A 21,642-nucleotide genomic window follows, 5' to 3' on the forward strand; every position below is an offset into this window, starting at 1 on the left:
ATGCCTGAAACCGCCGACGGCACGCTGTATGCCGCGAATCTCCCTGCCGCCAGCGGTCGTACGCTGCGCGCCGATCTCAGCGCGATGCTCGAACGTGATGTGCGCATCGACAACGACGCTAATTGTTTTACCCTCTCCGAAGCCTGGGATGACGAGTTCCGCCAGTATCCGCTGGTGATGGGTTTAATCCTCGGCACCGGCGTCGGCGGCGGGCTGGTGGTCAACGGCAGATCCATTGCCGGCAGGCGTTTTATCACTGGCGAATTTGGTCATATTCGTCTGCCGGTGGATGCGCTGGGGCTAATGGGCTTTGATTTCCCCCTGACCCGCTGCGGCTGCGGTAAAATCGGCTGTATTGAAAACTATCTTTCCGGTCGCGGTTTTGCGTGGTTATACCGTCACTTCTATCATCAAACCTTGTCAGCGCCGGAAATCATCGCGCGTTGGGAACAAGGTGATGCGAAAGCGCTGGCGCATGTTGAGCGCTATGTCGATCTGCTGGCGGTCTGTCTGGGCAATATTTTGACGATTGTCGATCCTGACCTGCTGGTGATTGGCGGCGGCTTATCGAATTTCAGCCCCCTGACGCAGATGTTGCCGGCGCGTATCGCACCGCATCTGTTACCGGCGGGCGATGTGCCGCGTATCGAACGCGCTCGCCACGGCGATGCGGGCGGCATGCGCGGTGCGGCCTTTCTTCATCTCACTGACTAATCTGAGAGGATGCCATGCAATCGCGACGTTCACATCGTCTCAGTCGTTTTCGCCGTAACAAACGCCGTCTGCGCGAGCGCTTACGCCAGCGTATTTTTTTCAGAGACATAATGGTGTCAGACGTAATGGAAAAACCAAGAGTCGTTGTTTTGACGGGAGCGGGCATTTCCGCTGAGTCCGGCATTCGCACCTTCCGCGCCGCGGACGGGCTGTGGGAAGAGCATCACGTTGAAGATGTGGCGACGCCGGAAGGTTTCGCCCGTAATCCGCAGCTGGTGCAAACCTTCTATAACGATCGGCGCAGGCAGCTGCAGCAGCCGGAGATCGTACCCAATGCCGCGCATCAGGCGCTGGCGGCGCTGGAGCAGGCGCTGGGGGACAGGTTTTTGCTGATCACGCAAAACATCGATAACCTGCATGAGCGCGCGGGCAACAAAAATATCATTCATATGCATGGCGAACTGCTAAAAGTGCGCTGTTCGCAAAGCGGACAGGTGCTGGAATGGACCGGCGATGTGAATGACGATGATAAATGTCACTGCTGCCAGTTTCCCGCGCCGCTGCGTCCGCATGTGGTGTGGTTCGGTGAAATGCCGCTGGGGATGGATGACATTTACAGCGCGCTGGCGATGGCGGATGTGTTTATCGCCATCGGCACCTCCGGTCATGTTTACCCGGCCGCCGGTTTTGTCCATGAAGCGAAGCTGCAGGGTGCGCACACCGTAGAGCTGAACCTCGAACCAAGCCAGGTCGGCAGCGAGTTTGCCGAGAAACATTATGGGCTGGCAAGCGATGTGGTGCCGGAGTATGTCGAAAAACTGCTGAAAGGGCTTTAGCGGGTTGTCGACCGGGCACGCGACCCGGTCGACAAGCGGTGATTTAACGGCCAGCTTTTAACTTCTGATAATACTCTTCATACAGCGCGCTGGCGCTGCCGACATCGTTTTGCCATTCGCCTTTATCAACAATTTCCGCATCCGGGTAGAGGGATTTATCATTCGCCACTTCCGGTTTCAGCAGTTTCCGCGCCGCCAGGTTGGGCGTTGGATAACCAATAGTTTCGGCGACCTGTTTGGCAATCTCCGGGCGCAGCAGGAAGTTGATCAGCTTTAGCGCGCCGTCGACATTTTTCGCGTTGGCAGGGATCGCTAAACTGTCCATCCAGAAAATGCCGCCTTCTTTCGGCCACACTACCTCAAGCGGCGTTCCCGCCTGGCGCGCCACAAAGGCGGACCCGTTCCACACCATACCAAGATTCACTTCGCCTTCCATATAGGGGTTCGCCGGGTTATCCGAGTTGAACGCCGCCACGTTTGGCATCAGTTTTTGCAGCTCTTTATAAGCCGCTTCGATCTCTTTCGCATCGGTGGTATTGCCGGAATAACCGAGTTTGCGCAGCGCTATCTGGAACACTTCGCGCGCATCATCCGTTAACAGCAGGCTGCTTTTATACTCCGGTTTCCACAGATCGGCCCAGCTGGTGACGCTTTTCGCATCGATGGCTTCGCTGTTCACGCCAATTGCCGTCGCGCCCCAGATGTAGGGAATCGAGTAGTCGTTATTGGGATCGAAAGGCTTGTTGAGCATTTGCGGATCGAGATTGGCGAAATTGCTCAGCTTCGTTTTATCGATCTTCTGGATCATGCCCTCTTTGCGCATCTTGTCGACAAAGTAGGTTGACGGCACCACCAGGTCATAAGCCCCTTGTTTATAGGTTTTGAGCTTGGCGTACATGGTTTCATTCGATTCATAGGTCGAATAGATAACCTTGATGCCCGTCTCTTTGGTGAACTGCTCCAGCAGCCCCGGCGGAACATATTCGGTCCAGTTATAGAAATAGAGTGTTTTAGTGTCGTCGGCGTGGGCGGCGCTCATGCCGAAGGCAAGTGCGCCCGCCGCGAGCAGGTGGCGTGACCAGTTTTTCATTCAAACGTCCCCTGAGTTGAGCCTGATATTCAGGCAAAGTTTTTGCTGCGTCGGGATTTCGTGGTATCCCGGGCAATAAGCTGGCTGGCAATTACCAGCACCAGCGAAAGCAGTAACAGAATGGTAGCCAGCGCGTTGACTTCCGGCGACACGCCCACTTTCACCATCGAGTAAATTTTTAGCGGCAGGATTTCATACCCCGGCCCGGTAACGAACGATGAAACCACCACATCATCCATCGACAGGGTAAAGCTCAGCAGCCAGCCCGCGGCCACTGCCGGTAGCGCCAGCGGCAGAATGATTTTGCGTAAAATAGTCATCTCGCTGGCTCCCAGATCCTTCGCCGCTTCCAGCATACGCACATCGAAGCCTTTCAGACGGGAGAATACCGTTACCACCACAAATGGCAGGCAGAAGGTGATATGGGAAAAGAGCAGCGACCAGAAGCCGAGATGAACGCCGAGCAGCATAAACAGCACCAGCAAGGAGATGGCCATCACGATATCCGGCGACATCATCACCACAAACAGCATGCCGCTGACAAATGGTTTGCCGCGAAAACGGTAACGATAGAGCGCCACGGCGGTCAGTGAGCCAATCAGCGTAGCAAACGTCGCCGACAGCACCGCCATGGTTAACGAGTGCTGCGCCGCCTGCAGCAGGCTATCGTTGTTCATTAACAGGCGATACCACTGGGTGGAAAATCCCTGCCAGTTGATGCCAAAACGCGAGCTATTAAAGGAGTTGACGATCAGGATGATGATCGGGATATAGAGATAAGCGTAAATGGCGGTCATAAAGCCGCCGCGCAGCAGTCGACCGATCATTCGAGTTCCAGCCTATTCATCAGTAGGTTAGTTTGTTTTAATGAGTTGAAATACATCACTTTCTCTGCTCTTGCCAAAACCTCTCCACAATATTTCATCGCACCGTCCGTTCGTCGACAGTTGCTTGAGGCCGCGCATTTTACAACAAAAGTTTTGTCTGCCGAAAAAAAAGGCCGCGATGAATGAGGAAATTTACCGATTTTTAATCATTACTGTCGCTATAACGATAGATTATCGTAGGGGTTTCTTGGAAGTAAGTGTTCCAGGCCGATATGCGGAGAGGTAGCGAGGCTGGAGGTATCACCCTGATATCGACTAAATTTGCCAAGGATTACGGTGACTCGTTGCTAAAAGCAGGGTTCGTTGCATTACCCCAGACGGCACAGCCCGAAAAAGGGGATGTTGCCATTATCCAGCCGTATGCCGGAGGCAACGGAATAGGTCATATGACGATGTTTGATGGTAAAACATGGTATTCAGATTTTAAACAACGTGATATGTATCCCGGGCCGGGCTATAGAAGACTTCATCCATCGTGGATAATTTACAGGAAGAAATAATGCGACTTCTTTTTTCATTACTTTTGGCGGCTTACCTCCCTTTCGCCTGTGCCAACACGGAAACGGATATTCAGAAAAATGTCACCCAATTCTATACATTTTATCTGCATCAGTTAAACAGTGACGCTTCGCCGCCAAACATCATCAAGCTTGAGCAAATGAATAGATGGGTATCGGCGAAATTACTTAAGCGTATGGACGAAATTTATCATATGCCGGAACAAGAGCTGCTGATGGCTGATTATTTTACCTACGCTCAGGACATTTTCCCTGAATGGGAGAAGCAGATAAAAGTTTCCCCCGCTTACCCTGATAAAGGGAGCATGAAACTGGATGTCTGGCTTGGGCTGAAGGGGAACGAGAATGCTCATCTTCAGGTATGGACACGTAACGAGAATGGCGGCTGGAAGATTTTTCGCGTTATTGACGCGGGAGATAACTATGAGCAGAAACTCAATTAATCACCCAGCGCCTTCACCAGCTTAGACAATAAAGTCGATGGCATGCGCTTACCGAAGAGGAAAGCGCATGCCCGAATGACATAATGCGCGGTTATTCGTCTAAATCTGTCGGCTTTTTATTCAGCATCCGCGCCGCGCGCCAGTACACCAGCAGCATCAGTCCCATCACGATAGTCAGCGTAATGCTGGTAGCCGAACCGAACGGCCAGTCGCGGATATTTAAAAACTGGCTCTTAATCACGTTACCGATCAGCAGGTTTTTTGCACCGCCCATTAAATCGGATACGTAGAACAGCCCCATTGCCGGCAGCATTACCAACAGGCAGCCGGCAACAATCCCCGGCATGGTCAGGGGAATAATGATGCGCAGGAAGGTCTGGAGTTTACTGGCACCGAGATCTCTTGCCGCTTCTAGCAGCGGTTTATCGAGCTTTTCAATACTCGAATACAGCGGCATCACCATAAACGGCAGCAGAATATAGACCAGCCCGATAATCACCGCGCTCGGCGTAAACATAATGCGCAGCGGCGTGTCGATAACCCCCAGCCACAGCAGAAACTCGTTGAGATAGCCTTTAGTGCTGAGAAAGATTTTCAGCCCGTAAATGCGGATCAGCGAATTGGTCCAGAAGGGGACAATCAGCAAAAACAGCAGCAGCGGACGCACCTTTGCCGGCAGTTTTGCCAGAAACCAGGCGAAAGGATAGCCCAGCGCCAGACAGGCCAGCGTGGCGATGACCGCCATATTCAGCGAGTGCAGCAGCACGTTGAAATAGAGCGGATCGAGCAGGCGCGCGTAGTTATCCAGCGTAAAGACCAGCTTAACGAAGCTGGCGTCATCGCGGGTCAAAAAGCTGGTGGCGATGATCATCAGGTTGGGCAGAAAAACAAACAGCACAAGCCAACCGACGATAGTGGCGATCACCACCTTCTGGAATTTACTGGTTCTCTTCATCAGCCAGTACGACCTCCCAGCTTTCAACCCAGGTGATAGCCATTTTTTGATCCAGCGAGTGGTCAAAATCCGGATCGTCCTCATTAAAGAATTCGCTGACCATCACCATCTTGCCGTTTTCCAGCTCGACCATCGATTCCAGCGTCATCCCTTTATAGTTACGCTCGCGCACATAACCAATTAGCCCTTCGGTTTCGGCAATGTCGTTGATCTCTTCCACGCGCAGATCTTCCGGGCGCAGCAGCACATTCAATTGCTGGCCTTTCTCCACCGCGAAGTTGACATAAATATTGCATTCGCGCCCTTCGACATTAGCCCGCACCCGGCTATCGTCGAGGCGCTCAATCACCGTGGCGTTAAAAATATTGATTTCACCAATAAAGCTGGCAACAAACAGATTTTTTGGCTCTTCATAGATTTCGCGCGGCGTGCCGTCCTGCTCGATACGCCCGTCGCGCATCACCACAATTCTGTCTGACATGGTCAGCGCTTCTTCCTGATCATGGGTGACAAAGACAAAGGTGATACCGAGCTTACGCTGCAGCGCTTTGAGCTCGTTTTGCATCTGCTTACGTAGCTTATAATCAAGGGCCGAGAGTGACTCATCCAGCATCAGTAAGCGCGGTTTATTGACCACCGCGCGTGCGATCGCGACGCGCTGTTGTTGCCCGCCGGAAAGCTGGTGCGGTTTTCGCTGCGCGAACTCGTCAAGCTGCACCATGCGCAGCGCGTCGGTAACGCGCGGGGCAATCTCCTGCGCCGGGGTCTTTTGCATCCGCAGGCCAAAAGCTACGTTTTCAAACACGGTCATATGCGGGAAGAGGGCGTAACTTTGAAAGACGGTGTTCACATGGCGGTGTTCTGCCGCAACGCGAGTAATATCCTGGGCATCCAGCTGGATATGACCCTCATCGACATTTTCCAGCCCGGCGATCAGGCGTAAAACGGTGGTTTTTCCGCAGCCGGAAGGGCCCAGCAGCGTCAGAAATTCGCCATTATTGATGGTGAGGCTAAAATCAGAAATGACATTTTTGCCATCAAAGCTTTTGCGAATACCAGCCAGTTCCACCAGCGGTGAACGCGAACGCGATTGTGTGTTCAATTTTTCTACTCTGTCCCGTGTCTGCGCATCGAAAAGCCTTATCCGATGCGGGGTTTGTGATGAACCACCTTGAGGGTTGTGCACAATATAAGGGCTGGCATTCTACGGCAAACCTAAAAGATCGCCAATTGTTGTTCGCGTTGCGTGAGGCAAGCCGCCACTTTCCACGCCAGACTTACGCAGCTTGACGCAATTTTGAAAATATTCTCGTTTACGGGGTAAAAGTGACCTGACGCAATATTTGTCTTTTCACCCTTACTGATAATGTTGAGACATTTTGTTGGGGGGCTTCATGGATAAATTATTAGAGCGTTTTTTACAGTACGTTTCTCTGGACACTCAATCTAAGCCGGGCGTTCGCCAGGTGCCAAGCACGGACGGACAATGGAAGCTCCTGCGTTTACTTCAAGACCAGCTCGAAGAGATGGGGCTTACGGATGTCACCCTAAGCGAGAAGGGCACGGTGATGGCGAAGCTGCCGTCGAATGTGCAAAAACCCGTTCCGGCGATTGGTTTTATCTCCCATGTCGACACCTCGCCGGATTGCAGCGGTAAGAATGTGAATCCGCAGATCCTTGAAAACTATCGCGGCGGCGACATAGCGCTGGGCGTCGGCGATGAGATCCTCTCGCCGGTGATGTTCCCGGTTCTGCACCAAATGCTGGGCCAGACGCTGATCACAACCGACGGTAAAACTCTCCTCGGCGCGGACGATAAAGCGGGCGTCGCGGAGATCATGACGGCGCTGGCGGTACTCAAGAAGAACAACATTCCCCACGGCGATATTTGCGTCGCCTTTACCCCGGATGAAGAAGTCGGTAAAGGGGCAAAACATTTCGAAGTGGAAAAATTCGGCGCGAAATGGGCCTATACCGTTGATGGCGGCGGCGTGGGCGAACTGGAGTTTGAGAACTTCAATGCCGCGTCGGTCAATATCAAAATTGTGGGTAACAATGTCCATCCCGGCACCGCGAAAGGGGTGATGGTTAATGCCCTGACGCTGGCCAGCAAAATTCATGCGTTGGTACCGGAAGAGGAGAGCCCGGAGCAGACCGATGGTTACGCGGGTTTCTACCACCTCACCAGTATCAAAGGCAGCGTTGAACGCGCCGAGATGCACTACATCATTCGTGATTTCGATCGGAAAAACTTCGAAGCGCGTAAACGTAAGATGATGGAGATCGCCAAAAAAGTCGGCAAAGGGCTGCACCCGGATTGCTATATCGAACTGGCGATCGAGGACAGCTACTACAATATGCGTGAAAAGGTTATTGAGTTCCCGCATATCCTCGAAGTAGCGCAGCAGGCGATGCGTGATTGTGACATCGAGCCGGATCTTAAACCGATTCGCGGCGGCACCGACGGCGCACAGCTTTCCTTTATGGGACTACCGTGCCCGAACCTGTTTACCGGCGGTTATAACTACCACGGCAAACATGAGTTTGTGACGCTGCAAGGGATGGAAAAAGCGGTGCAGGTAATCGTGCGCATTGCGGAACTTACCGCTAAGGGCGAGTAAACTTTCTTTATTTCGCCCGACGGCAAGCGCCGCCGGGCGAAACCTCGGTTAATCTTCGAAGAACCAGTAACCACTGTTCACCAGCGCAGCGAGCATCGCGAGGAAGGAGGGATCTTCCAGCGCGTCGCCGAGATGTTCACCTGTCAGCTCAATATGGCTGGCCAGCGCTTCCAGCGCCGGGCGGTGCGGGGAGTTGATGCGCTCGCCATTGGCATAAATGTCCTCACCAATTCGCAATACGCGCAGACCGCCAAGACGCACCAGCTTATCGCCCTGCTGCAGCGCATCGTAAATTTCATCCGGCTGGTAAGGCGGCTCCGGCGGCGCGACATCCAGCTCATGGCGCGACTGGGAAATAAACTCGCCCATCCACTCCTTAAACTGCTCCGGTTGATTAATTAACCCGAGCATCATTTCCCGTAGTTTATCCAGCTCGTGCGGCAGAATGTCCGCCGGATGATCGCGCAGCTGCACCTCCGGATCGCTATAGCGTTGGCTGCCGAGTTCGCGCTGCAAAACATAATCGGCAAAGCCGCTAATAAGCTCCCGGCCGCTTGGCGCGCGGAAGCCCACCGAGTAGTTTAATGAATTTTCCAGCGAGTAGCCTTCATGAGGGAATCCCGGTGGAATATAAAGGATATCGCCCGGCTCCATCTCCTCATCGATAATGGCCTCAAAGGGATCAACCTGCAGCAGATCCGGATGCGGACAATGCTGCTTCAGCGTTGTTTTTTCGCCAACGCGCCAGCGGCGGCGGCCGGTGCCCTGAATAATAAACACATCGTACTGATCGAGATGCGGGCCCACGCCGCCGCCGGGCACGGAAAACGAAATCATCAAATCGTCGGTACGCCAGTCGGGCAGGGCACGGAACGGACGCATTAACGCCGCAGCGGGCTGATGCCAGTGGTTAACGGCCTGCACCAGCAGCGACCAGTTATTTTCACCGAGGTGATCGTAGCTTTCGAACGGACCGTGACCCACCTGCCATTTACCTTCAAAATGGCTGACCAGGCGGCTGTCCACTTCATTTTCCATTGCCAGCCCCGCCAGCTCATCCGGGCTTATCGGGTCGACAAAATTCTTAATTCCACGCTTTATCACTACCGGGCGTTTTTGCCAGTAGCGTTGAATAAAGTCTGGCCAGTTTATCTCTACGTGATATTCCATATGCGTTTCCGGCGTGTTATGAGGGGTTAAACAAAAGATCATAGTAATGCTGCACGGGCGTTTTGTCTGCGTAACGATGTGACAGAAAAGTAAAAAGGAGCAACATTGGCTCCTTTTTGTTCTTTCGTACCCGCCTTTGCTACGGGAGAGTAATCATTGCTGGCTGATATGCTGGCGACCAAAAATCACTTCCATTTTTGCCCCGCCGAGTAAACTTTCATCCGTCAGGATCTGACCGTCGTACTGATCGACAATCTCGCGTGCCACGGCAAGCCCAACGCCCTGGCCCGGCCGCAAGGTATCGGCGCGCTGGCCGCGATCGAAGATAATTTCGCGTTTCGCCGCCGGGATCCCCGGGCCGTCGTCCTCAACAAAAATATGCAGCGTTTCGTCGGTCTGGCGGGCGGAGACTTCGACAAATTCCAGACAATATTTGCAGGCGTTATCCAGCAAGTTGCCCATGACTTCCATAAAGTCATTTTTCTCGCCGACAAAGCTAATTTCAGGTGAAATATCGAGGCTAATGTTGACCCCTTTACGCTGATAGACTTTGTTTAACGCCGAGGTCAGGCTATCGAGTAATGGCGCGACCGGATGCAGTTCGCGGCTCAGTAATCCGCTGGTGCCGCGCATGGTTGCCCGATGCAGATAGTAGCCAATCTGCTGGGAAATACGGCTGATCTGCTCCAGCATCACCGGCTCGGCGGCAGTGACGCTCATTTTCTCGCAGCGCAAGGATCGCAACGTACTTTGCAGCACCGCTAACGGTGTTTTCAGGCTGTGGGTGAGATCAGTGAGGGTGGTGCGGTATTTGTCATAACGTTCGCGCTCGCTTTTTAATAGCCGATTAAGGTTGCGAACGAGGCTGGTGAGCTCGCGGGTGGTTTCCGGATTGAGCTGCTCACGATGGTGCTCTTCCAGCTCGCGCACTTCGCGGGCCAAATCTTCAATAGGGCGCAAACTCCACCACGCCGCCAGCCACAACAGCGGGATCACTAACAACAAATTGGCGGCGAGCACGTAAATGAACCAGCTCCAGACCATATAGGAGCGTTTAAGCTCGATAGGGATGGTATCGACCACGACAATCGTCAGCTGTGGCATGCGCTCCGTCGCCGGATAGATATTGACCGCGACCGAGTGGTCATTTCTCACCAGCGTACTGCTGTAATCGACATCGGCTTCTATTTCATGAAAACCGTTGGCGGTTAGCCATTGGGGCGCAATCAGCCTCTCCAGCCAGGGCACCTTTTTCTGCGACCAAATCAACTGCCCGTTTTGGTCGTAGATCAACGCCACCGTCGGGCTTTGCAGATTGAGATTATCCGGCAGGTTAACGCTGAGTTTATCGTTATCCCAGCGTGCCAGGGTATAGAACAGGTTGCTTTCACCGCGCAGCAACCGGAAGGTGGTTTTATCAAAACTGACGCTGTAACCCACCAGCGCCACCATTCCGTAAGCGAGGGACAGCACCATCACTACGGCGGCCGTCGCGAGGAGAAAGCGAACCCGTAGAGAGAGCGGCATCAGATGGCGCAACAGGCGTCTCATTTTGTTAATTCGAACAGGTAGCCCTGACCGCGCACGGTGGTAATCACATCCGCCGGATAGAGCGCCTGGATCTTTTTCCGTAACCGTCCCATCAACACGTCAATGGTGTGGCTCTCGCGCAGCTCGGCGTCGGGATAAAGCTGCAGCATTAACGAATCTTTGCTCACCACTTTGCCGCTGTTGCGGATCAGCGTCTCCATAATGGTGTATTCAAAGGCGGTAAGCTTTACCACTTCATCGTGAATAGAGAGTTCACGGCGCGAGAGATCGACCTGGAACGGCGGCATCGAGATAAGCTGTGATGCCAGACCGCTGTTACGCCGCATCAGCGCCTGGATCCGCGCCACCACTTCTTCAATGTGGAACGGTTTGGTGACATAGTCGTCGGCACCGGCGCTGAGCACTTCGACTTTATCCTGCCAGTCTTCACGGGCGGTCAGCACCAGCACCGGCAGCGTGACGTCATGGCTGCGCCAGCGGCGAATCAATGACAGACCATCTTCATCCGGCAGGCCGAGATCGACGATGGCGATATCCGGCAGATGCTCGTTCAAAAAGTAATCCGCTTCCCGTGCATCTTCTGCGGCGTCTACCTGGTGTCCTGACTCCTGCAACTGAACTTTTAAATGGTGGCGCAACAGAGCATTATCTTCCACAACGAGGATACGCATCGTCAGAACTCTCCATATTTTTTGATACAAATAGTTTAACGCTGATTGTGGTGCTCAGGGGATAAACATTTATTAAACCGGTGAGGAAAGAGACTCTCTTTCACGGTGGAAAGAGAGTCTTAAAGGCGAGGGGGATTATTTCAGTTCATCAACCATGGTGATAGCGCGGCCAATATAGTTCGCCGGCGTCATCGCTTTCAGGCGCTCTTTTTCGTGTTCCGGCAGCGCCAGGCTATCGATAAACTGCTTCATACCTTCTGCGTCGACGCGTTTACCACGGGTCAGCTCTTTCAATTTTTCGTACGGCTTTTCGATGCCGTAGCGACGCATAACCGTCTGGATCGGCTCCGCCAGCACTTCCCAGTTATGATCCAGTTCGTCGAGCAGGCGATCGCGATTGACTTCCAGTTTACTCACGCCCTTCAGTGTCGACTGGTAGGCGATCAGCGCATAGCCAACGCCAACGCCGAGGTTACGCAGCACGGTGGAGTCGGTCAGATCGCGCTGCCAACGGGAAACCGGCAGTTTACTGGCCAGGTGCTGCAGGACGGCGTTAGACAGGCCGAGGTTACCTTCGGAGTTTTCAAAATCAATCGGGTTGACTTTATGCGGCATGGTGGACGAACCAATCTCACCGGCAATGGTTTTCTGTTTGAAATGGTTCAGCGCCACGTAGCCCCAAACATCACGGTCGAAATCGATCAGAATGGTGTTAAAACGCGCCATGCAGTCAAACAGCTCGGCAATATAGTCATGGGGCTCAATCTGCGTGGTGTACGGGTTCCACTGAATGCCCAGCGCGGTGACAAACTCTTCGCTGAACTGATGCCAGTCGACTTCCGGGTAGGCGGCGATATGGGCGTTATAGTTACCCACCGCGCCGTTGATTTTGCCGAGAATTTCAACCTGATTAAGCTGACGGAACTGGCGCTCCATACGATAGGCGACGTTGGCCATCTCTTTACCCATCGTCGACGGCGTTGCCGGCTGACCATGGGTGCGCGAGAGCAGCGGGATATCGCGATACTGCAGAGCCAGATCTTTTACCGCGTCGATAAGCTTGCGCCAGTACGGCAGGATAACGTCGTCGCGCGCGGTTTTCAGCATCAGCGCATGGGAGAGGTTATTGATATCTTCGGAAGTGCAGGCGAAGTGAATAAACTCCGACACGGCGTGTAATTCCGGGATCGCTGCGACTTTCTCTTTAAGAAAATATTCCACCGCTTTCACATCGTGATTGGTGGTGCGTTCGATGGTTTTAATGCGCGCAGCGTCTTCTTCATTGAAGTCTTCGACGATTTTATCGAGGTAACCGTTTGCGTCGGCAGCAAAAGCAGGAACTTCCTTGATCGCCGCGTGAGACGCCAGTTTTTGCAGCCAGCGCACTTCAACCTGCACGCGAAATTTCAGCAAACCAAATTCGCTGAAGATCCCGCGCAGCGCGTTGACTTTATCGCCGTAGCGTCCATCGACAGGGGAAACGGCGGTCAGGGAGGATAATTCCATAAGTCACAACTCCGGGAGGTTAACAATGAGCGAGAATTTGTTTGGCCTGCGTCGACAGGCGATTTCGGGAAAACATTAACTGCAGACGACCGCCGCCAACCTGGTGCCAGAGCACCGCAGCGCGGATACCCGCCAGCAGCGTCGCGCGAACTTTTGCCTGCACCTGCGGACTTTGCAGCACGGCTGGCGAGCCGGTGACCTGAATACGTGGCCCCAGCGGGCTGACAACGTCGACATAGATAGCCGCCATCGCGCTCAGCAGCGTTTCCGATTGCAGATCGAAGTGCTCCAGCTGGCGCTGTAAACCGCTGATGCGATCGCCGAGGGTCGCCATCGCGCCTTTGCTGGCGGCAAGCTTGCGCTCCAGCACCATCATGCTGAGGGTGTAACGGGTGAGTTCGCCGTTCAGCCCCTGCCGGTTGCTGGCGTTAAGCACGCCGAGCAGCGTCTCCAGACCGGTGCGCAGATTGGTTTCGCTGCCGCCAAAGACGCCTAATGTTGAGTCCGGGTTCAGGTCAATTACGCTATTTAATGAAACATGCAGCGCGTCAGCGTCACAGTGCCCCTGATGCGCCAGCTGTTGCACCAGGCGAGACGACTGACAAATGCCCGCCAGCGCCAGGGTAATATCGTAATAGTTCTTCGCCACACTTACTCCTTTATCTGCCCGCTATGCATCAACGCTGCGGGCGTAGGCCGTTCCGATTGTGCAATTCGTTTTTATTACAGGGGCAGCGGCAGGCGCTGTTCAATAATACCGCCGCCGAGACACACCTCATCGAGGTAGAAGACGGCAGATTGCCCCGGCGTAACGGCGGCAACCGGCTCATCGAAACGCACCTCAATGCGGTCATCGTCCAGCGCGGTCACGGTACAGGGAATATCTTGCTGGCGGTAGCGGGTTTTTACCGTACAGCGCAGCGTGCCTTTGATCGGCTGGCGATCGACCCAGTGCAGTTGCTGAGCGATAAGTCCCACCGACATCAGACGTGGATGATCGTGACCCTGGGCGACAATCAGAATATTGTTTTCAACATCTTTATCGACGACATACCACGGATCTTCGCTGCCCTCTTTGGTGCCGCCGATCCCCAACCCTTTGCGCTGACCCAGGGTGTGATACATCAGCCCCTGGTGCTCGCCGATCTCTTCACCGTCGACGGTGAGGATCTTACCGGGCTGTGCGGGCAAATAGCGGCCGAGGAATTCGCGGAATTTGCGCTCGCCAATAAAACAGATACCGGTAGAGTCTTTTTTCTTCGCGGTAATCAGACCCAGCTCTTCGGCGATTTTACGCACCTGCGGCTTTTCCAGCTCGCCGACGGGGAAGAGGCTTTGGGCAATCTGCTCATGGCCGAGGGTGTAGAGAAAGTAGCTCTGATCTTTATTGCCATCCAGGCCGCGCAGCAGGCGGCTTTTGCCGTCGACGTCGGCGCGGCGTACATAGTGGCCGGTCGCAATGTAGTCGGCACCCAGATCTTCGGCGGCGAACTCAAGGAAGGCTTTAAATTTAATCTCTTTGTTGCACAAAATATCCGGGTTTGGCGTGCGTCCGGCTTTATATTCCGCCAGGAAGTGTTCGAACACGTTGTCCCAGTATTCTGCGGCAAAATTGACGGTGTGAAGCTCAATGCCAAGCTTGTCGCACACGGCCTGCGCATCGGCAAGATCCGCCGCGGCGGTGCAGTATTCCTCGCCGTCATCCTCTTCCCAGTTCTTCATGAACAGGCCTTCCACCTTATAACCCTGTTGTTGCAACAGGTAAGCGGAAACGGAAGAGTCGACACCGCCGGACATGCCGACGATCACTTTTTTTGGGCTATCAGACATAGAATACTCACGACTTAGAACTTCAGGGCGGCGTATTCTATCACGGGCTTGCGCCTCAGGCATCCCCTGTAAATGGCCAGTTAAATTCCGCAATGGTCTCCAGCGGCAGCCGCTTGCCGCTCTGGTAGCAGCGGATACTCTCAGCCACCAGCGGCGAACGCAGGTTTGGCGCGTTCAGAATCTCTTCAGCCGTCACCCAATGGCAGCAGTCGATATCGCTGTCATGGGGTTCGGTGGCGCACATTTCGTTAAGTTCTACGGCAAACAGGAAACGTAAAAATGGCGTGTTATCCGGTGCCAGCCACTGGTGCATACGGATAAAATGCTGCGGTTCGGCGCGAATGCCGGTCTCTTCCCACAGCTCACGTTTTGCCGCCTGCAACAGGGTTTCGTCCGCTTCAAGATGGCCTGCGGGCTGGTTCCACAGCGCTTTGCCGCGAATAGTCTCTTCAACAACCAAAAATTTACCCTGCGCGTGCACCACGCAAGCCACGGTGACATGGGGTTTAAACATTACCGCCTCCCTGATTAAGCGTCACGCCATTCGCCATTTGCGAGATTATCCAGCGTGTAGTTGCCCATAGCGTAGCGGATGAGACGCAGAGTAGGGAAGCCGACATGCGCCGTCATGCGTCGCACCTGGCGATTACGGCCTTCATAAAGGGTGATTTTCAGCCAGGCGGTCGGAATCGCTTTGCGCTCGCGAATGGGCGGATTGCGCGGCCACAACCATTCAGGCTCCGCTACGCGCTCAACCCCCGCCGCCAGTGTCGGACCATCGTTAAGCGTTACGCCGTTACGCAACGCTTCAATCGCTTCAACGGTCGGTTCGCCTTCAACCTGCACGTAGTAAATTTTGCCGGTGCGTTTGCCAGGCTGCGTCAGGTTCGCCTGCAGCGCGCCGTCATTGGTCAGGACCAGCAGCCCTTCGCTGTCGCGATCGAGACGACCGGCGGCGTAAACGCCCTGCACAGGAATAAAATCTTTCAGCGTATTGCGCCCGGCTTCGTCAGTGAATTGTGGCAAAACATCGTAGGGTTTATTAAACAAAATCACCCGCTTTGCCCCGGCTTGTACCTTCTTACTGGTGGCTTGCCGTGAGCTGAATCGCTTAAGGCGGTGATTTCTTTCAGAAGTTTTATTCATGGTATTTTCAGTGGTTATCAATTGCCGCATTATAACTGAATCATGATTGCCTTTCATGGAGCCGGACTATCGGTTAGTATGTTCGGGCTCATTACAATTCATTAACAATAAACGGTTTGCTCTGTGTGATTCACGTAACCGGTGAGCGGACGCAGTCTGAGCGCCCCGGCATAGATGTCAGCGAGCAAACAACCAGAAGCGCTCGAAGGAGAGGTGAATGGAAAGCAAAGTAGTTGTTCCGGCGGAAGGTAAGAAAATCACCCTGCAAAATGGCAAGCTCGACGTGCCAAATAACCCGATTATCCCTTTTATTGAAGGTGACGGAATCGGTGTGGACGTGACTCCGGCGATGCTGAAAGTGGTGGATGCCGCTGTGGAGAAAGCCTATAAGGGCGAGCGTAAAATTTCCTGGATGGAAATTTATACCGGTGAGAAATCTACCCATGTTTACGGCCAGGACGTTTGGCTGCCGCCGGAAACCCTTGATCTGATTCGCGATTACCGCGTTGCGATTAAAGGCCCCCTGACAACGCCCGTTGGCGGCGGTATTCGTTCTCTGAACGTTGCCCTGCGCCAGGAGCTGGATCTTTATATCTGCCTGCGTCCGGTCCGTTACTACGAAGGCACGCCGAGCCCGGTAAAACACCCTGAGCTGACCGACATGGTCATCTTCCGTGAGAACTCAGAAGATATTTATGCCGGTATTGAGTGGAAAGCCGACTCTGCCGACGCTGAAAAAGTGATTAAATTCCTGCGCGAAGAGATGGGCGTGAAGAAAATTCGCTTCCCGGAACATTGCGGCATCGGCATTAAGCCGTGCTCGGAAGAGGGCACTAAGCGTCTGGTGCGCGCCGCGATTGAATACGCCATCACTAACGATCGCGATTCCGTTACGCTGGTGCACAAAGGCAACATCATGAAGTTCACCGAAGGCGCGTTCAAAGACTGGGGCTACCAGCTGGCACGCGAAGAGTTCGGCGGCGAGCTGATCGATGGCGGTCCGTGGCAGAAAATCAAGAACCCGAAAACCGGTAAAGAGATCATCATTAAAGATGTGATTGCCGATGCGTTCCTGCAACAGATCCTGCTGCGCCCGGCTGAATACGATGTTATCGCCTGTATGAACCTTAACGGTGACTATATTTCTGACGCCCTGGCGGCGCAGGTTGGCGGTATCGGTATTGCCCCTGGCGCGAATATCGGCGACGAATGTGCGCTGTTCGAAGCCACTCACGGCACCGCACCGAAATACGCCGGTCAGGATAAAGTAAACCCGGGTTCGGTTATCCTCTCTGCGGAGATGATGCTGCGGCATATGGGCTGGACTGAAGCGGCCGATCTGATCGTGAAAGGCATGAGCGGTGCGATTAACGCGAAAACCGTGACCTATGACTTCGAACGTCTGATGGAAGGCGCTAAGCTGCTGAAATGCTCAGAGTTTGGCGACGCGATTATCGCGAACATGTAATCCGTTTCGTGGATTGAATAAGAACGGGAGCCGAAGGGTTCCCGTTTTTTATGGAAATGGGCGGCTGGTGGGTGTTGTAGCACTTAACCAGCCATTCGCTCATGGTATAGGTCACAAGCGAACCACGGCCAACTGCTTTAGCGCAAAAGCATAATGAGCCTATCAGAGTCCCGCTGACTGATTTAAGAAGAATACTGTAAATTTAAACAATGTTGATTTAATCAATGCTGACTGCCTGCATAACATCGTAACCCTTCCTGATAACTATATTGATCTGATAGTTACTGACCCACCATATTTCAAGGTTAAGCCGAACGGCTGGGACAATCAGTGGAAGGGGGACGAAGATTATTTAAAGTGGCTCGATGGATGCCTGGCGCAGTTCTGGAGAGTCCTCAAACCAGCGGGAAGCATTTACTTGTTTTGCGGTCATCGCCTTGCCGCAGATATCGAAATCAACGGTGAAGAAGTCAAACGCTGTCAGACCGCCGACGACAACTTAGGTGAGGTGGTGGATATCGTATGTGATGATAATGGGCGCGTTCTTCTAATGAACGGCGAAGTAAAACGTCGCATTCGCCATGGTCATATGAAGATTGAGCGATGCCGCAAGTAGTCATCCAGGCTCTCATCTGCGGGTGGGCTTGATAATGAAAAAATGTCTTCTAAATAAGAGCAAAAGGAATAATGCGGGTCTTTTCAGCTATTTTTATCTTCTCGACGCGCTCAACCCTGAGCTATCTCATGGTGTGGGTAGGAGCCACAGTGAGGAGATTTAACTGTTACACACAATTACCAAACGACAAGCGTGAGCGGCAGGTATTAAGAAAACGCGAGGTGTCGACACGCAAAGACAGAATCGAGATGAGTTGTCAGAACAGGGCAGGATTGGGGTGCATGTGCGTTAGGGGTGCTTAAGTTAAAACTCCTTCATCCTATAAAGGATGAAGGATTGTCATATGGGGTATCCTGCAAGCTCAGCTGATTAGAGCCTTTTATGACTTTTTAGCACGCCGTTGCTGTCGAAGATGAATAATATGTTTGCCCCCACGCCATTCTGGCATATCACCCCATCTGTATTGACTTTGTCAGTTATACCCTGGCAAGCCATGTTACTGACGTAAGGTCTGATCTGGCATTTGAGAGTTTTGCCATCCTCAATCTTGAGGTGACCTTTATCAATTTCGCTCGCAGTCGGGGCCGGGCATGTTCCATCACCCCAATTAACACCATGATGTTTGTCAAAAGCTGAACATCCTTGAAGTAAAATTGCGCAAGCTATCAGAGTTACAATGTGAATCTTCATTTTTAACTTCCAGTTGTGAAATGCCAGAGTATTGTTTGCACTGCGCGCAGAGCATTTTAGGCCTGAGTTTACCATCGTCATTTAAGATGAATCTTAGTTGGGGGGCGTTTATGGCAAAGCTACGCAATTGCAGCATTTAAGAAACGGGAAGTAGGTCACTTCACCAAGCGCCTGTCAGGTAGATAGTCTATAATTTATAGAGAGTTATGGTTCAACGACGACACTACCTTGAGACCATGTGTTACAGCTGAAAACTCTGCCATTTACAATATTGCATTCTTCATAATCCCCATCGCTTGTTTTTACTTGCGCTGAATCCTCATACCAGCCGTCACAGCTGAAAACGCCACCATTAAGGATTTTGCAATTGTAATAGACGCCATCCTTGAGCACTGGAACTGAAGCGGACTGCCCCGCGCCATCGCAGGAAGTGATTTTGCCATTTACGATGTTACAGTTTTCGTAACTTGCTAAAGCATTAAAGCTCAGCGCCAATAATGCTGCGTACCTGAATTTTTCATTAAGCGATCCTTAGTAGAAAATTTTACCCTGATACTTAGTGTGATTAATTTACAGCTTTCGCAATTGCGTTGCCACATCCATCTTCGCCCCTAAATTCAAAAGCTTATTCAAAAAAACTGAAGCCCACATCATCCCATGCACACAGCACCCGCAAATAACGCGAGGTGAGAGACTATGAAAATGCCCTACAAAGAAGATTTCATCGCTGCATTACTGCATGCAAAAAAGCTGTGTATTGGCGCAATGCTGGCGTTCGCTATGGCGCATCTACGGGGGCGCTATAACGGTGGCCCGATTGTGAAAACGCTAATTGATGCGACCATGTGCGCGATGATTGCCTGGTTCGCACGTGACCTGCTGGACTTATTCGGCATGGCTAAAAATCTGACGTACATAGCCAGCGTATTTATTGGCTATGTTGGGACAGATTTCTTTATGGGCTCAGGCTCAACGATAAAGGCAGCAATATAGCACTCGGTAGAAGAGGGATTGGGGTAGAGCTCGAAGACGAACGATTCAACCAGACTGTATCAGAAATAAAGCAACAGTTTACCAGGACTGATGAATAACCCGTTCTGTTTTTCATTTCATGGACAAAGCCAGCACTATGAGCTAGATAGTTTATTCTGTGCCTGTGTTCATGATCTTTTGTTGCAAATCTTTTATTAAGAACTAATCCTGATTTTTTTTGATAGTAGGGCACATTACTCTTGTTTACCAAGCCGACAGGGATCCAAAAGGAGTTAAGTAATGTCAGACTATTTGTCAGGACGGAATTCAGCAGACAACCTTCCTTCGTTTAACAGACCGCAAACGTGGGGTGGGCCAGGTCCTGTTGATTTCGATTTACATGCTCTGGCGAAACAACTGGATTGCAGGCGGGACTTCAACCAGGCTGGCATTATTTACTCTAATGGCCTGAACCAGTGGCTGGTCAGGCCGTCCCGACGAATTGCTAACCCGGCTCAAAGTACTGTAACTCATATTATCGTTACGAAGGTCAGCAATACTTCACCGCAGAGTGCGACATAGGCGACAGCAAAGGCGATCAGGCACCTTCTCTGGCGACAGAAATTACTTCAACAGCGATGTCATGCGGGGCTATGGTCGCAACGGCGGTTCTTGCCATGACGTCCACTTTCTTTATACCTTTTACAGCCGCGGCAACCGGGTATATTGCTGGTGTAATGATAGCTGGTAGCTTAGCAACCGGCGCTCAATGCTTTATTGGTGCGGGACGTTTAATTTACATTCATAATGGGAATGAAGATGATGTTGCCTGGCTGGATTCTCAGGGATGGTATACGGCGACGGTAACAGCTCTGGATATCATTTCCCTTGCTGGTGCCGGTGCCGGGTTAACCAAGACAGTAGAGATATATCGGATGATGAAAAGCTCATCCTCTTTAAAGGCCATTGAATGGCTCAAAGGTTTAAGTAGACCTGAACGTAAACGGATAACGATTGAAATAATTCGCGCAAAGAATCCAGGTATATCCAATGAAGGTGTTAAAGCTCTTATAAGAGCTGGGGCATATCCCACACGCTACCCTGCAGAAGCATTACAAAAATCGCTTCAGTACGAATTAATGAAGACTGTTACCGACTCTTCTGCGTTTACCGGGAGTGCGTTTTCTGGAACGCTAAGAAATCCACAAAATGTGCAGAAGTCCGGGCAGTATGTATTTGGTCTCATACAATCATTTTCAATTTAAGGAAGTAATTGAACCTGCAATGCTAAATAATCTCAAAAAATGCTTTGCACTTACTACGGTAGTTGCAAAAGAAATTAAGACGAATGACATACATGGGCTTGAATCACTGAAAAATCGTCTGATCGCTGATATAGATATTTTTGCTGAATGGTACAAAATTGTTCTGCCACTGACTTTTAGCGGTATTTTTGCAGTTTTTTGCTTTGCTATCTCTCAGGGCTATCTGTGGGACTCGATCTCTGAATGGCTGGGCTGGCCTGAGCATTATTCAATCGTTGGCACGGTCTTTTGCGGTCTTACATTTTGTGTGTTCTTTATGCCATTAATGTTCCTTATCGCCCGCGGTAATTTCTTTGCGCTGAAATGGCATGTGGCTGTGATATTGCTCGTAGCATTGGTTGCTGTTATATATTTTATATCAGCTTATACCCTTATGCTGACTGGCAGTGATAGAAATATCGGGGATTTAGTTGGATCTGTCCTGGGTTTGATTTTTATTGCGCTTAGCATTACATGCCTGAACAGTCCCTGGTTCGTGAAGTCTACGGCGGTTGGGTTACATAATCGTATATTGCGCGAGTTGTCTAAACGTGGGAAGCAAACGCTGACGGCAACGAAACGGTAGAAATACTTTAAGTTTTATCAACCAAAAACATCCGCGATTAAGTTAAATCTTCGCAACAACAAAACCCG

General features: G+C 52.0%; 21 protein-coding genes and 1 pseudogene. 10 read left to right on the top strand and 12 right to left on the bottom strand.

Annotated features, from left to right (window positions below; all coding sequences use genetic code 11):
• A partial coding sequence (gene nagK / locus RW65_RS17635; RefSeq protein ID WP_039058114.1) for an N-acetylglucosamine kinase occupies window positions 1-714 on the top strand: 714 nt, incomplete at its 5' end.
• Window positions 715-728: 14 nt separating this feature from the next.
• On the top strand, window positions 729-1,550 hold the full coding sequence (gene cobB, locus RW65_RS17640) for a Sir2 family NAD+-dependent deacetylase (RefSeq protein ID WP_039058115.1): 822 nt from the start codon (window positions 729-731) through the stop codon (window positions 1,548-1,550).
• A 43-nt stretch (window positions 1,551-1,593) separates the two neighbouring features.
• Here the strand turns inward: cobB and potD are convergent, their stop codons facing one another.
• A complete protein-coding gene (potD, locus tag RW65_RS17645) occupies window positions 1,594-2,640 on the bottom strand; it encodes a spermidine/putrescine ABC transporter substrate-binding protein PotD (RefSeq protein WP_039058116.1) in 1,047 nt (348 codons plus the stop codon).
• A 29-nt stretch (window positions 2,641-2,669) separates the two neighbouring features.
• Window positions 2,670-3,467: a spermidine/putrescine ABC transporter permease PotC gene (gene potC / locus RW65_RS17650; RefSeq protein ID WP_039058117.1), complete on the bottom strand. Its 798-nt coding sequence runs from the start codon at window positions 3,465-3,467 to the stop codon at window positions 2,670-2,672.
• Between the two features lie 272 nt (window positions 3,468-3,739).
• Between potC and RW65_RS17655 the strand changes: the two genes are divergently transcribed.
• The gene (locus RW65_RS17655; protein ID WP_231564412.1) at window positions 3,740-4,027 is read left to right on the top strand and encodes a hypothetical protein; all 288 of its coding nucleotides are present in this window, start codon (window positions 3,740-3,742) and stop codon (window positions 4,025-4,027) included.
• A complete protein-coding gene (locus RW65_RS17660) occupies window positions 4,003-4,488 on the top strand; it encodes a DUF3828 domain-containing protein (RefSeq protein WP_231564406.1) in 486 nt (161 codons plus the stop codon). The genes RW65_RS17655 and RW65_RS17660 overlap by 25 nt, the downstream gene beginning before the upstream one ends.
• Before the next feature lie 91 nt (window positions 4,489-4,579).
• On the opposite strand, the gene potB is transcribed toward RW65_RS17660, so the two are convergent.
• Window positions 4,580-5,443, bottom strand: a complete 864-nt coding sequence (gene potB, locus RW65_RS17665) for a spermidine/putrescine ABC transporter permease PotB (protein WP_039058119.1) — start codon at window positions 5,441-5,443, stop codon at window positions 4,580-4,582.
• The gene (potA, locus tag RW65_RS17670) at window positions 5,427-6,587 is read right to left on the bottom strand and encodes a spermidine/putrescine ABC transporter ATP-binding protein PotA (RefSeq protein WP_197058903.1); all 1,161 of its coding nucleotides are present in this window, start codon (window positions 6,585-6,587) and stop codon (window positions 5,427-5,429) included. The genes potB and potA overlap by 17 nt, the downstream gene beginning before the upstream one ends.
• 250 nt (window positions 6,588-6,837) lie before the next feature.
• Between potA and pepT the strand changes: the two genes are divergently transcribed.
• Complete coding sequence (gene pepT, locus RW65_RS17675; protein WP_039058121.1) at window positions 6,838-8,064, top strand: peptidase T; 1,227 nt, start codon at window positions 6,838-6,840, stop codon at window positions 8,062-8,064.
• 48 nt (window positions 8,065-8,112) lie between these two features.
• Here the strand turns inward: pepT and RW65_RS17680 are convergent, their stop codons facing one another.
• From RW65_RS17680 to rluE, 8 genes are all read right to left on the bottom strand, one after another.
• Complete coding sequence (locus RW65_RS17680; protein WP_039058122.1) at window positions 8,113-9,234, bottom strand: ribosomal protein uL16 3-hydroxylase; 1,122 nt, start codon at window positions 9,232-9,234, stop codon at window positions 8,113-8,115.
• Window positions 9,235-9,387: 153 nt separating this feature from the next.
• Window positions 9,388-10,785, bottom strand: a complete 1,398-nt coding sequence (gene phoQ / locus RW65_RS17685) for a two-component system sensor histidine kinase PhoQ (protein WP_039058123.1) — start codon at window positions 10,783-10,785, stop codon at window positions 9,388-9,390.
• Window positions 10,782-11,456 carry a two-component system response regulator PhoP gene (gene phoP, locus RW65_RS17690; RefSeq protein ID WP_039058124.1) on the bottom strand — a complete coding sequence of 225 codons (675 nt, stop codon included), beginning with the start codon at window positions 11,454-11,456 and terminating at the stop codon, window positions 10,782-10,784. The genes phoQ and phoP overlap by 4 nt, the downstream gene beginning before the upstream one ends.
• Before the next feature lie 135 nt (window positions 11,457-11,591).
• Complete coding sequence (purB, locus tag RW65_RS17695; RefSeq protein WP_039058125.1) at window positions 11,592-12,962, bottom strand: adenylosuccinate lyase; 1,371 nt, start codon at window positions 12,960-12,962, stop codon at window positions 11,592-11,594.
• Window positions 12,963-12,981: 19 nt separating this feature from the next.
• Window positions 12,982-13,611: a high frequency lysogenization protein HflD gene (gene hflD, locus RW65_RS17700; protein ID WP_039058126.1), complete on the bottom strand. Its 630-nt coding sequence runs from the start codon at window positions 13,609-13,611 to the stop codon at window positions 12,982-12,984.
• A gap of 74 nt (window positions 13,612-13,685) precedes the next feature.
• Window positions 13,686-14,792: a tRNA 2-thiouridine(34) synthase MnmA gene (gene mnmA, locus RW65_RS17705; protein WP_039058127.1), complete on the bottom strand. Its 1,107-nt coding sequence runs from the start codon at window positions 14,790-14,792 to the stop codon at window positions 13,686-13,688.
• A gap of 55 nt (window positions 14,793-14,847) precedes the next feature.
• Window positions 14,848-15,306, bottom strand: coding sequence for an NUDIX hydrolase (locus RW65_RS17710; protein ID WP_039058128.1), 459 nt, complete (start codon window positions 15,304-15,306; stop codon window positions 14,848-14,850).
• A 14-nt stretch (window positions 15,307-15,320) separates the two neighbouring features.
• Window positions 15,321-15,968 carry a 23S rRNA pseudouridine(2457) synthase RluE gene (rluE, locus tag RW65_RS17715; RefSeq protein ID WP_039058380.1) on the bottom strand — a complete coding sequence of 216 codons (648 nt, stop codon included), beginning with the start codon at window positions 15,966-15,968 and terminating at the stop codon, window positions 15,321-15,323.
• A gap of 187 nt (window positions 15,969-16,155) precedes the next feature.
• On the opposite strand from rluE, the gene icd reads away from it, so the two are divergent.
• From icd to RW65_RS17745, 5 genes and pseudogenes are all read left to right on the top strand, one after another.
• Entirely contained in the window at window positions 16,156-17,406 is a 1,251-nt protein-coding gene (gene icd / locus RW65_RS17720) for an NADP-dependent isocitrate dehydrogenase (protein ID WP_039058129.1), read from the top strand.
• Between the two features lie 220 nt (window positions 17,407-17,626).
• Complete coding sequence (locus RW65_RS23400; RefSeq protein WP_082022465.1) at window positions 17,627-18,022, top strand: DNA-methyltransferase; 396 nt, start codon at window positions 17,627-17,629, stop codon at window positions 18,020-18,022.
• Between the two features lie 1,386 nt (window positions 18,023-19,408).
• Complete coding sequence (locus RW65_RS17735; protein ID WP_039058132.1) at window positions 19,409-19,705, top strand: phage holin, lambda family; 297 nt, start codon at window positions 19,409-19,411, stop codon at window positions 19,703-19,705.
• Between the two features lie 279 nt (window positions 19,706-19,984).
• Window positions 19,985-20,949: pseudogene (gene ssp4 / locus RW65_RS23265) on the top strand (Ssp4 family T6SS effector).
• Window positions 20,915-21,574: a hypothetical protein gene (locus RW65_RS17745; RefSeq protein WP_197058907.1), complete on the top strand. Its 660-nt coding sequence runs from the start codon at window positions 20,915-20,917 to the stop codon at window positions 21,572-21,574. The pseudogene ssp4 and the gene RW65_RS17745 overlap by 35 nt, the downstream one beginning before the upstream one ends.
• The last annotated feature ends 68 nt before the right edge of the window (window positions 21,575-21,642 follow it).

Origin of the sequence: Enterobacter sp. Bisph1, from assembly GCF_000814905.1 — a bacterium.
GTDB lineage: Bacteria > Pseudomonadota > Gammaproteobacteria > Enterobacterales > Enterobacteriaceae > Kosakonia.